9 protein-coding genes, 5 tRNA genes and 1 pseudogene are annotated in these 10,763 nt (G+C 70.1%); 7 read left to right on the forward strand and 8 right to left on the reverse strand.

What is annotated here, in order from left to right; genetic code table 11:
- Positions 1-53 precede the first annotated feature (53 nt).
- The 4 genes from ACZ5CR_RS22300 to ACZ5CR_RS22315 all read left to right on the forward strand — a co-directional run bounded on the left by ACZ5CR_RS22300 (position 54) and on the right by ACZ5CR_RS22315 (position 3,395).
- Positions 54-443, forward strand: coding sequence for a hypothetical protein (locus tag ACZ5CR_RS22300; RefSeq protein WP_468859937.1), 390 nt, complete (start codon positions 54-56; stop codon positions 441-443).
- A 110-nt stretch (positions 444-553) separates the two neighbouring features.
- Positions 554-1,333 carry a DsbA family protein gene (locus ACZ5CR_RS22305; protein WP_468859938.1) on the forward strand — a complete coding sequence of 260 codons (780 nt, stop codon included), beginning with the start codon at positions 554-556 and terminating at the stop codon, positions 1,331-1,333.
- Positions 1,330-2,178, forward strand: a complete 849-nt coding sequence (locus ACZ5CR_RS22310; RefSeq protein WP_468859940.1) for a cytochrome c biogenesis CcdA family protein — start codon at positions 1,330-1,332, stop codon at positions 2,176-2,178. Before ACZ5CR_RS22305 ends, ACZ5CR_RS22310 begins: the two co-directional genes overlap by 4 nt.
- Before the next feature lie 77 nt (positions 2,179-2,255).
- Positions 2,256-3,395 (forward strand): ABC-2 transporter permease, encoded by a 1,140-nt coding sequence (locus tag ACZ5CR_RS22315; RefSeq protein WP_468859942.1) that lies wholly within the window; start codon positions 2,256-2,258, stop codon positions 3,393-3,395.
- A gap of 96 nt (positions 3,396-3,491) precedes the next feature.
- Here the strand turns inward: ACZ5CR_RS22315 and ACZ5CR_RS22320 are convergent.
- From ACZ5CR_RS22320 to ACZ5CR_RS22355, 8 genes and pseudogenes are all read right to left on the reverse strand, one after another.
- A tRNA-Phe gene (locus ACZ5CR_RS22320) sits at positions 3,492-3,565 on the reverse strand.
- Between the two features lie 27 nt (positions 3,566-3,592).
- Positions 3,593-3,667, reverse strand: a tRNA-Asp gene (locus ACZ5CR_RS22325).
- Positions 3,668-3,886: 219 nt separating this feature from the next.
- Positions 3,887-4,444, reverse strand: a complete 558-nt coding sequence (locus ACZ5CR_RS22330) for a Uma2 family endonuclease (RefSeq protein WP_468859944.1) — start codon at positions 4,442-4,444, stop codon at positions 3,887-3,889.
- A gap of 224 nt (positions 4,445-4,668) precedes the next feature.
- Positions 4,669-4,779: pseudogene (locus ACZ5CR_RS22335) on the reverse strand (aldo/keto reductase); the annotation flags it as partial.
- A 120-nt stretch (positions 4,780-4,899) separates the two neighbouring features.
- Positions 4,900-4,976: transfer RNA gene (locus ACZ5CR_RS22340), tRNA-Phe, on the reverse strand.
- A 27-nt stretch (positions 4,977-5,003) separates the two neighbouring features.
- Positions 5,004-5,078 (reverse strand) — tRNA-Asp (locus ACZ5CR_RS22345).
- A gap of 38 nt (positions 5,079-5,116) precedes the next feature.
- Positions 5,117-5,189 (reverse strand) — tRNA-Glu (locus ACZ5CR_RS22350).
- A gap of 79 nt (positions 5,190-5,268) precedes the next feature.
- Positions 5,269-6,819 carry a metallophosphoesterase family protein gene (locus tag ACZ5CR_RS22355; RefSeq protein ID WP_468859946.1) on the reverse strand — a complete coding sequence of 517 codons (1,551 nt, stop codon included), beginning with the start codon at positions 6,817-6,819 and terminating at the stop codon, positions 5,269-5,271.
- Between the two features lie 59 nt (positions 6,820-6,878).
- On the opposite strand from ACZ5CR_RS22355, the gene ACZ5CR_RS22360 reads away from it, so the two are divergent.
- The 3 genes from ACZ5CR_RS22360 to ACZ5CR_RS22370 all read left to right on the forward strand — a co-directional run bounded on the left by ACZ5CR_RS22360 (position 6,879) and on the right by ACZ5CR_RS22370 (position 10,628).
- Positions 6,879-7,229: a metallopeptidase family protein gene (locus tag ACZ5CR_RS22360; protein ID WP_389915095.1), complete on the forward strand. Its 351-nt coding sequence runs from the start codon at positions 6,879-6,881 to the stop codon at positions 7,227-7,229.
- A gap of 117 nt (positions 7,230-7,346) precedes the next feature.
- Positions 7,347-7,925 carry a hypothetical protein gene (locus tag ACZ5CR_RS22365; RefSeq protein WP_468859948.1) on the forward strand — a complete coding sequence of 193 codons (579 nt, stop codon included), beginning with the start codon at positions 7,347-7,349 and terminating at the stop codon, positions 7,923-7,925.
- Positions 7,926-8,234: 309 nt separating this feature from the next.
- Positions 8,235-10,628 (forward strand): DEAD/DEAH box helicase, encoded by a 2,394-nt coding sequence (locus tag ACZ5CR_RS22370; protein ID WP_468859950.1) that lies wholly within the window; start codon positions 8,235-8,237, stop codon positions 10,626-10,628.
- Positions 10,629-10,763: the final 135 nt, after the last annotated feature.

The raw sequence follows: 10,763 nt of genomic DNA on the forward strand, positions 1-10,763 counted from the left end.
AGGTGGCGAACCGATTTATCTGGCGGGGCGCCCAGGGACGTACGATTCCGGGCATGTTGTCGCGTGCGCGTCTGTCGTGGTGCCCCTTGCTCGGGGTGCTGCTCGTCGTGCTCGGGGCGTTCTGCGCGCCCGCCACCGTCGCGTCCACCGCCGTCGCGTCCACTGCTTCGGCGCAGCAGCCGCGAGCCGCGGCGACGTCGTTCGTCCACGAGGCCGACAGCGTGCCCGGCTGCGGCAAGGGCGGGCAGCAGGACGACGGGGGCCGTCCGATGGCGCCGCCGCGCCCCAGCTCGGCACATGAACTGCTCCCCGCTCTGTACGAGGCCCACGCGGCGACCGGCACCTGGGGCGCCGACCAGGCCGTGCTCGCCGTCACGCCGGACCGCGCGCCACCCGCGCTCGCGCCGCCGTCGCCGATAGAACTCTCCGTTCTGCGCGTCTAGGAGACCCCTGTCTCAGCTCTCTCAGCTCTCTCAGCTGTTTCAGCTGTCTGCGCTGTTTCAGCCAGGGGTCCCTTGATCAACGACGTACGCAACAGGAGAAGCGCACAGCCATGCCCAAGAAGCCCAGCAACCCCAGCAAGTCCAGCAACCCCAGCAAGTCCGGCAAGAGGAACCTCGCCATCGGAGCCGGAGTGGCCGTCGCCGCCCTGCTGCTCGGCGCCGCTTCCTACAGCGCCACCAAGCCCGACGAGCCCTCATCCGTCACCGCGAAGGAGGAGCCCGCCGCCGACGTCTCCGCCGATCCGCAGGCCGGGGTCTACCCGGAGCTGGCCAAGCTCGCCAGGCGCGACGCCAAGGACCCGCTCGCCCAGGGGCGCGCGAACGCGCCGGTCGTACTCATCGAGTACGCCGACTTCAAGTGCGGCTACTGCGGCAAGTTCGCCCGCGACACCGAGCCCGGCCTGGTGAAGAAGTACGTCGACGAGGGCACCCTGCGCATCGAGTGGCGCAACTTCCCGATCTTCGGCGCGGACTCCGAGTCGGCCGCGCGGGGCGCGTGGGCCGCAGGTCAGCAGGGGCGCTTCTGGCAGTTCCACGAGGCCGCGTACGCGGAGGGCTCCAAGGAGAAGGGGTTCGGGGGCGACCGGCTCAAGGAGCTCGCGAAGGAGGCCGGGGTCAAGGACATCGGCCGCTTCTCGGATGACGCGGGAAGCGCCGGCGCCAAGGCGGCCGTGAAGAAGGACCAGGAGGAGGCGTACGGCCTGGGGGCCACGTCGACCCCGTCCTTCCTGGTCAACGGGCGGCCCATCTCCGGTGCGCAGCCGGATCAGGTCTTCGACCAGGCGATCGAGCAGGCTGCTGAGAGTGCGGGCAAGGGCGGGAAGAAGTGACCGCCGATGTGGGGTACTTCGCGGCGTTCCTGGGTGGTCTTCTCGCCCTGGTGAGCCCGTGCAGCGCCCTGCTCCTTCCTGCCTTCTTCGCGTACTCGATCGACTCCACCTCGCGGCTGCTCGCCCGGACCGGCATCTTCTACGCCGGTCTCGCGACGACCCTCGTGCCGCTCGGCGCGGCGGGCTCGGTCGCCGGGCGGTTCTTCTTCGGGCACCGGGACCAGCTGGTCCTTGTCGCCGGGTGGCTGATCATCGCGCTCGGGGTGCTGCAGGTCGTGGGCATGGGGTTCGCCTCGCGGAAGATGGCCGAGCTCTCGGGGCGCATCCGGCCCACGACCGCGGTCTCCGTGTACGCGCTGGGGGCGGTGTACGGGCTCGCGGGCTTCTGCGCGGGGCCGATCCTGGGGAGTGTGCTGACCGTGGCGGCGGTGAGCGGCAGCCCTGTCTACGGAGGGCTGCTGCTCGCCGTCTACGCGCTGGGGATGGCGGTGCCGCTGTTCGTGCTCGCGCTGCTCTGGGAGCGCTTCGATCTCGGGCGGCGGCGCTGGCTGCGGGGGCGCGCGTTCCGGGTCGGCCGCTTCGAACTGCACACGACCTCGCTCCTGTCGGGCCTCTTCTTCGTGGCTCTCGGTGCGCTCTTCCTCGCGTACGACGGGACCACCGCGCTGCCGGGGCTGCTCGATGTCGATGACTCGTTCGCCGTGGAGCGGTGGGCGGGGGGTGTGGGCCGGGCCGTGCCGGACTCGGTGCTGCTTGTCGGGGTGGTGGCGCTGGTGGGCGTGGGGCTTGCGGTGCGGGGGTGGCGGCGGAGAGGGCGTGGCTCCGTGGAGGCCGAGAGGGGCTGAGCGGGCTGAGCGGGCTGAGTGAAGCCGAGCGAGGGTGAGCGAGGGTGAGTCCGCTTTGAGTGGTTTAGCGTACTTATATGTCTCACCCTCAGCAGGAGCCCGACCGGAGCGACCGGCCCGACCGGCCCGAGCGCGAAGAGCACCAGCACGGCGCCCACGGGCGGACTCCCACCCGGGGCGAGCGGTGGCAGGCGTTCAAGCAGTCGCCGTTCCTGCCCGCGATCGTGCTGGTGTTCATCCTGGCCGCGGCGGCGGGGCTCTTCGCGGGCTCGTACACGTACTCCATGGCGGACCCGACCCCGCACCGCGTTCCCACGGCAGTGGTGGGGGCGCAGGACGCCACGCGGGGGAAGGCGTTTCTCGGCGGCATGGAGAAGGCGCTGAACGCTTCGCTGGAGATCCACGAGTACGGCAGCGTCGCCGCGGCGCGTGACGCCGTGGAGGAGCAGAAGGTCTTCGCGATCCTCGCGGTGTCCCCGGGCGGCGGGGAGTCCGGCAGCAAGGTGACCTTCGATGTCTCGGGGGCCTCCGGGGCATCGGTCGCCCAGGTGCTCGCGGAGACCGCGCCGAAGGTGGGCGAGAAGGTCGGGGTGCCGGTGACGGTGAAGGACATCAAGCCGCTCCAGGAGGGTGACCCGCGGGGGCTCGCGATCTTCTACATCTCGCTGGCTGCGGTGATCATCGGCTTCGTCGGGGCGATCCAGCTGAGCGTGCACGCGCGGGGCCTGAATCCCGCGGAGCGGATCGGCTTCACGGTGCTCTACGCGCTGCTCGGCGGGTTCGTGATCGCGGCGGTGGTGGACTGGTGGCTGGGGGCGGTGGATCTGCCGTTCGTGGAGTCGTGGCTGATCCTGGCGCTGACGATGTTCACGTCGGGCATGGTGTTCTCGATGTTCAACACGCTGTTCGGGCGCTGGGCAATGATTCCCACGTGGGGCCTGATGGTGCTGCTCGGCAATCCGTCGTCGGGCGGGGCGGTCTCGTGGCCGCTGCTGCCTTCGGTACTCGGCCACATCGGCCGCTGGCTGCCACCCGGGGCATCGGTGAACGCGCAGCACACGGCGGTGTACTTCGGCGGTCACCAGCACGCGTTCCCGTTCCTGGTGCTCGCGGGGTGGGCGGTGCTCGCGAGCGCGGTGTTCTGGGTATGGCGCCACCGGCACCCTGGGGGCAGGGAGAAGGCGGCGGCGCATGCGGCGGTTCCGGCGGCGGGGTGAGCGGCCGGCGCGCTGTGATCGAACCGGCGACCTGCCGCTTCTCAGGCGATGGGGAACGGCGAAGGCCCCGTCCAGTGGGCGGGGCCTTCGGAGAGGTGGCTGGGGCCGGGATCGAACCGGCGACCTATCGCTTTTCAGGCGATCGCTCGTACCAACTGAGCTACCCAGCCACGCAGTTCACCGAGGTGATCTGCAAGCGGTCCTGACGGGATTTGAACCCGCGGCCTCCACCTTGACAGGGTGGCGAGCACTCCAAACTGCTCCACAGGACCAAGCGTTGTGCGAGCACTAGTCTCGCACAAGGTGTTGCGTGCCCCCAACGGGATTCGAACCCGAAAGCTTTACCTCCCTGAACTGCGGAAACGTCGAAGAATCGGGACAAAGGGCCCTGCTTTCATCCACCTGCGCCCTGCTCGATCCGTCTCGCTCCTGCCCCCGTACTGACATGTCAGCACGGGCCGCACCGCATTTGCACGCGAAATCTGACCAGGTCAGGAGGGGCGGTTCGCTGCCCCTGAATCGGGCTGTGGCAGCTCGTCCAGGTCGAGGGTGTAGGTCCGCCCGTCGGCCAGCTCGATGGGAAGCTTGCCTGTGCCGTACTTGTGGGTGTGCGCCGCGACGTAGCCGCTGCCGGTGGGCTGAGTGTGTACGACGACCTCGGCGGCGTACGGGTCCACGATCACGTAGACAGGGATGCCGTAGCGGCCGTACTTGGCGGTGCAGTCGTCGTAATCCTTGCGGGCTGAGGAGGTCGAGACGACCTCGGAGATCAGCAGCACGTCCTCGAAGCTGTAGCGCTTGCCCTGCTTCTGCGCGTCCTCCCGCAGGATCGCCAGATCCGGAGCGGAGTTCTCGTCGGCCGGGAAATCGAGGTACACGTCGGAGGTGACCTTGGCATGACGCCCCAGCGCGAGGGAGTCGATCTGCATCGAGCGGATCGTGCTGGAGTGCTCCTCGCTCTGCGGAGTCATGATCACCTTCCCATCGGCACCGAAGAAGACCGCGTATCCCTCGGGGAACTCGGTCTGCACGATCGCGTCAACACTCATCAACGGCTCCTTCCCGGATGAAATCAGGATACGGCGGCCAGCTCCCAGGCATCAGATTTCCCGGTTGCAGGATCACACTCCGAAACTTCGGCTGCTCGTTGAATCGGCCTCTGCCGACACCGTACGGATGTTGTCCGGGCGGCTGTTGAGGCCCAGAGACGGGCTGGTGCGCTGCTTGAACGACTCCGCGTTGCCCGTGGACGGGTGTAGTTCTCGCCCTGTCAGCGCTCGTCCCAGCTGCGCATGTCGTCCGCGGGGTACTCGCTCGCGGGCTTGACCTGGCCGGTGAGGAAGCCGCAGCCGAGTGGGGAGTAGGGCACCAGGCCGATAGGGAGGGTTGCCGACACTTCCTGAGGCGGGCCGGTCCGTGACGGCGGGCCCGCCACGGGTGGGCCTTTGCTCGGGAATGCAACGAGAACGTCCCGGACGGCATGCCGTCCGGGACGTTCTCACTCTGGTGGCTGGGGCCGGGATCGAACCGGCGACCTATCGCTTTTCAGGCGATCGCTCGTACCAACTGAGCTACCCAGCCACGCAGTTCACCGAGGTGATCTGCAAGCGGTCCTGACGGGATTTGAACCCGCGGCCTCCACCTTGACAGGGTGGCGAGCACTCCAAACTGCTCCACAGGACCAAGATCTGTGCAAATCGAACATTGCACAGAGCAAAGCGTGCCCCCAACGGGATTCGAACCCGTGCTACCGCCTTGAAAGGGCGGCGTCCTGGGCCACTAGACGATGAGGGCTAAGGGCCCACCTGGGCGCTTTGCAGCGCGTCGGGGACGTGAGAAGCATATGGGATGCGGGGAGCTATCGCCAAAACGGTTATCGGGGGGCCGGGCCACCGCTCTTCGAGGACCGGCTCGGAGGGGCCGGCGAGGGCGTCGCGCCGGGCTGGTTCTCCTTCGGCAGATGGCGGCTGACCTCCGCCTTCGTCAGTCCGAGCCCGCCCAGTCTGATCTCGTCCCACGCCTGGAGGCGCCGGGTGTCCCGGTCCAGGTAGAGGACCGACGCCTCGACCGGATCGGGGTACTTGCCCTCCACCGCCCGCAGCCCGCTCCCTCCCGTGGACCCCTCGATGCGCAGCCGCGTACCCCGCTTCATGACCTCCATCTCCTGGTGGTGCACATGCCCCGCGAGGGCCAGCGGCACCTCGCCGTCCGTCTCCCGCGCCGCGTCAGGGTTGTGCGCGACGGCGACGTCGACGGGAGTACCGGCCCCCTGCTGGTCGCGCAGGGCGGAGGCGAGCCGGATGCCCGCCATCTTCTCGACGGGTTCGCCCTCCGCCCGCACCGAGCGGTCCGGGGTGTACTGCGGATCGCCCGTCCCCGCGAACCGCAGCCCCGCGACCGACACCGCACTGCCCTCGTCCAGGACGTGGACGTTCCGGATCCGCTGCAGATAGCGCTGGGTGGTGGCCGAGTCGTGGTTGCCCCGGACCCAGACGTACGGGGCGCCCAGGTCCTCGATCGGGTCGAGGAACGCGTTCTCGGCCGCGCTGCCGTGGTCCATCGTGTCGCCGGAATCGACGATGACGTTGATGTCGTACTGCTCGACGAGCGAGGCGATGATCTTCCAGCTCGCCGGGTTCAGGTGGATGTCCGAGACGTGCAGGACGCGGATCGTGGACGGGTCCGGCTGGTACGCGGGAAGCGTCGACGTCGCGTCGTACAGCTTCGTCACGTTGGTGACCAGGCGCGCCAGTTCCTGCTGGTACACGTCGAATTCGCTGACGATGTTGCGGGCGTTGCCGACCACCGACGGCGCGCTGCTGAGGAGACCGGAGAACTTCGGTTCGAGGACCGACTTGGGGTTCCACGTCGCGTACGCCGCCGCGCCCGACGCGGCGAGCAGCGCCAGGGCGAGCCCGCCCGCCGCCATGGCCCGGCGCGGACGCCGGTAGACCGCGAGCCCAAGCCCCGTGGCGCCCGCGACGACGGCCGCGCAGGAGCGTACGGCCAGGTCGAGCGTGCCGTGTCCGACGTCCTTGGCCACCTCGTCCTGGAGGCCGGAGAGCCGTTCGGGGTGGTCGACCAGGGCCTGGGAGCGGACCGGGTCCAGGCGGTTCACGTCCACGTCGAGGCGGATGGGGGCGATGTGCGAGCGCAGTTCGAGGTCGCCGAGCGGCGAGACGTTGATCTTCGTGCCGCCGGTGAGCGAGGGGCGCAGCGTCATCCGGGTGTCCATCGGGCCGACCGGCGCGTGCACGCTCCCCACGATCAGGAGGCCGAGCCAGGCGCCGAACAGGACGACCGCGACCAGGCCCGCGGCGCGGCCGTACGGATGGGGAGGGCTGACGAGCTCGCCGACCGGGTGGGGGTGGCGGGATCGATAGTGGCGTGCGAGGGCGGCGAGCGCACGGAAGTCGCGGGCCATTGGTCCGGTATGCCCAGGGGGAGAGGCGGCTATGCGGGGCGGTGGCCGACAATGGGGGTGTGCTGGAGATGACGCGGGAAGAGTTCGAGGAACTGGTCGCCGAGGCGCTCGACCGGATTCCTCCCGAGTTGACGCGGTTGATGGACAACGTGGCGGTGTTCGTGGAGGACGAACCTCCCGCCGAGGATCCCGAGCTGCTCGGGCTCTATGAAGGGACTCCGCTGACGGACCGGGGCGAGTGGTACGCGGGCGTGCTGCCCGACCGGATCACGGTCTACCGGGGGCCGACGCTGCGCATGTGCGCGTCGCGCGAGGAGGTCGTCGCGGAGACCGAGATCACGGTGGTGCACGAGGTCGCACATCACTTCGGGATCGACGACGAGCGCCTGCACGCCCTGGGATACGGCTGACGGTCGGGCGGCGCGGTGTGTGTCCTCTCGCACGGCGGTCGCGGTGCGTGTCCTCTTGCACGGCAAGGGAGTTGGGTAGTACGTCCCCGCTTCTCAGCGCCTCGGAGGTGCTCGGCCGTGCGCCAGTTGTACGTTCCTGTCCGGTGGACCGCGGCGGCCGTGGCCGTCATGGCGACCGCGGGCTGCATGAGCATCGGTGACGACGGGGGCGGCGGGCCCGGCCCCGCGCACTCCCCCGGCGGGCGCAGCGCGGCGGCCGCCCCGGACGGCCGCGGTGGCACCGCGGGCGGTGAATCGGCCGCCGGCGGTGACGCCGAGCGCGGCGACGCCAAGGGTGGCAAGCACGGCAAGACCAAGGGCAAGGGCGGCGGCAAGGGCGAAGGGAAGGGCAAGGGGCGGTCGGGCAAGTCGGGCGATTCCGGTTCCGATGCCGCCCAGGCCTCGGCGTCCGCGTCCCGGGGCGGCGGCGACCCGGCCCCGCCGACGAAGGACGGACGGCCCTCGCCCACGCGGACCAAGCCCGACCCGCCGCGCCCCACGCCGACGCCCGATCCCCCGAAGCCGACCCCGACTCCTGAGCCCACTCCGGAGCCCTCGTCGTCGGCGCACGAGGAGCCGAACCCGGGGGCGCAGCTGGGGGAGCGGTCGCAGGAACTCAGGGCGCGGGAGCCTTCGCCGCAGGCCGGGCCCGCTTAAGACTCGGCAGGACGGGGAACAATCCCTTGTAGAGAACGATCCAGCCCCTGTCCCAAACCTGCTTCGTCGCAGGTGAGACGAGCTGCGGGGTGCGCAATCCAAGGTGTCCTGGAGGGTGTGGTTTGCCTTCCGGGGGGTTGGGTGCGTATGGTGGTAGATCGTTTGATCCCATTTGCCCGGCGCCGAAAAAGAAGAGCGCCGCGTGGCGCGTACTCTCCCTTGCCGTGGCTGACCGCATAGAGGCGGTCCATTGCGAAATCACGGAGTTGACGGGCGCGTGCCGAGACTCCGGAAGGTTTCGCATTTCGCATGTCCATTTCTCATTCTGACCACGCCGTCCTGCCCGAGAACGAGACGACCACCGACACCGACGAGCTGACGGTCGAGACCGTCGCCGAGGTCGTCGAGACCGTCCAGGCCGCAGACGTCGTGGAAGCCGCCGAGCAGGTCGTAGTCGAGACCGCGGCTGCTGCGGAGGCCGTCAAGGCCGACGACAAGGCTGACAACAAGGCCGTCGAGGCCGACGAGGCCGACAACAAGGCCGTCGAGGCCGACGAGGCCGACAACAAGGCCGAAGCGGCCGACGAAGACACCGAGACCGGTCCCACCTTCGGCGACCTCGGTCTGCCCGAGAGCATCGTCCGCAAGCTCGCCCAGAACGGCGTGACCGCCCCCTTCCCGATCCAGGCCGCGACCATCCCGGACGCCCTGGCCGGCAAGGACATCCTCGGCCGTGGCCGCACCGGCTCCGGCAAGACCCTCTCCTTCGGCCTCCCGATGCTGGCGACGCTGGCGTCCGAGGGCCGCACCGAGAAGAAGAAGCCCCGCGGCGTCATCCTGACCCCGACCCGTGAGCTCGCGATGCAGGTCGCGGACGCGCTCCAGCCGTACGGCGACGTGCTCGGCCTGAAGATGAAGGTCGTCTGCGGCGGTACGTCCATGGGCAACCAGATCTACGCCCTCGAGCGCGGCGTCGACATCCTCGTCGCCACGCCGGGCCGTCTGCGCGACATCATCAGCCGCGGCGCCTGCTCCCTGGAGAACACCCAGATCGCGGTGCTCGACGAGGCAGACCAGATGTCCGACCTGGGCTTCCTGCCCGAGGTCACCGAGCTGCTCGACCAGGTTCCGTCCGACGGCCAGCGCATGCTGTTCTCGGCCACGATGGAGAACGAGATCTCCACGCTGGTCAAGCGCTACCTGACCAACCCGGTGACGCACGAGGTCGACAGCGCCCAGGGCAACGTCACGACCATGTCGCACCACATCCTGATCGTGAAGCCCCGCGACAAGGCGCCCGTCACGGCCGCCATCGCCGCGCGCAAGGGCCGCACGATCATCTTCGTCCGCACCCAGCTGGGCGCCGACCGCATCGCCGAGCAGCTCTGCGAGTCCGGTGTGAAGGCCGACGCGCTGCACGGCGGCATGACGCAGGGCGCTCGTACGCGCGTTCTTGAGGACTTCAAGAAGGGCTACGTCAACGCGCTCGTCGCGACCGACGTCGCCGCCCGCGGCATCCACGTCGACGACATCGACCTGGTCCTGAACGTGGACCCGGCCGGTGACCACAAGGACTACCTGCACCGCTCGGGCCGTACGGCTCGCGCGGGCCGCTCCGGCACGGTCGTCTCGCTGTCCCTGCCGCACCAGCGCCGTCAGATCTTCCGTCTGATGGAGGACGCGGGCGTCGAGGCCGGGCGTCACATCATCAACGGCGGCGGCACCTTCGACCCGGAGGTCGCCGAGATCACCGGCGCCCGTTCGATGACCGAGGTGCAGGCCGACTCCGCGGGCAACGCCGCGACCCAGGCCGAGCGTGAGGTCAAGGACCTCACCAAGGAGCTGGAGCGCGCGACCCGCCGCGCGACGGAGCTGCGCGAGGAGGCCTCGCGCCTCACCGCGCGTGCCGCCCGCGAGCGTGGCGACGACCCGGAGACCGCGGTCGCCGAGGCCACCGCCGCCGCCGAGGCCGTCGTCGAGGCGGCTGCCTCCGTCCCGGAGCAGCCCGTCGCCGCCGCCCGCGAGGAGCGCCGTCCGCAGCGCGACGACCGTGGCAACTACGAGCGTGAGCGCCGTGACGACCGCGGTGGCCGTTCCTTCGAGCGTCGTGACGACAACCGTGGCGGTGGCTCCGGCTTCCGCGGTGGCGACCGTCGCGAGGGTGGTGGCGGCTTCAACCGCGACCGCGGCAACGACCGTGGCAACGACCGCGGTGGCCGTTCCTTCGAGCGTCGTGACGACAACCGTGGCGGTGGCTCCGGCTTCCGTGGCGGCGACCGCCGTGAGGGTGGTGGCGGCTTCAACCGTGACCGCCGTGACGACAACCGCGGTGGCGGCTCCGGCTTCCGCCGTGACGACCGTCCCTCCGGTGGCGGCTTCAACCGTGACCGCCGTGACGACAACCGTGGCGGTGGCTCCGGCTTCCGCCGTGACGACCGTCCGTCGGGCGGCTTCCGTGGCGGCGACCGCCGTGACGACCGTCCCTCCGGTGGCGGCTCCGGCTTCCGCCGCGACGACCGCCCCTCCGGCGGCCACCGCGGCAGCGACCGTCCGTTCAACCGTGACCGTCGCGACGACCGCCCCGCAGGCGGCGCCCGCTCCGGCGGCCACGACCGCCCGGCGTTCAACCGCGACCGCTCCGGCACCGGCACCGGCTCCTTCGGCCGCCGCGACGACAAGCCGCGCTGGAAGCGCAACGGCTGACGCCGACGCTTGAGCGAGTGAACTGAGGCAGCGGGGCCGTCCCCTTCGGGGGGGGGCCGCTGTCGCCTTCCCAACCCGGCATGGGTCCCCTCCCCCCCGTTTGTAAAACCCTTGCACTCAACCAACCACAAACCC

This window comes from Streptomyces sp. NPDC031274 (genome assembly GCF_055570235.1).

Excerpts from the sequence above, each read along its gene's own strand:
- ACZ5CR_RS22330 (WP_468859944.1), bottom strand. The coding sequence starts at position 4,444 with ATGAGTGTTGACGCGATCGTGCAGACCGAGTTCCCCGAGGGATACGCG.
- ACZ5CR_RS22370 (WP_468859950.1), top strand. The coding sequence starts at position 8,235 with ATGTCCATTTCTCATTCTGACCACGCCGTCCTGCCCGAGAACGAGACG.
- ACZ5CR_RS22305 (WP_468859938.1), top strand. The coding sequence starts at position 554 with ATGCCCAAGAAGCCCAGCAACCCCAGCAAGTCCAGCAACCCCAGCAAG.
- ACZ5CR_RS22315 (WP_468859942.1), top strand. The coding sequence starts at position 2,256 with ATGTCTCACCCTCAGCAGGAGCCCGACCGGAGCGACCGGCCCGACCGG.
- ACZ5CR_RS22355 (WP_468859946.1), bottom strand. The coding sequence starts at position 6,819 with ATGGCCCGCGACTTCCGTGCGCTCGCCGCCCTCGCACGCCACTATCGA.
- ACZ5CR_RS22300 (WP_468859937.1), top strand. The coding sequence starts at position 54 with ATGTTGTCGCGTGCGCGTCTGTCGTGGTGCCCCTTGCTCGGGGTGCTG.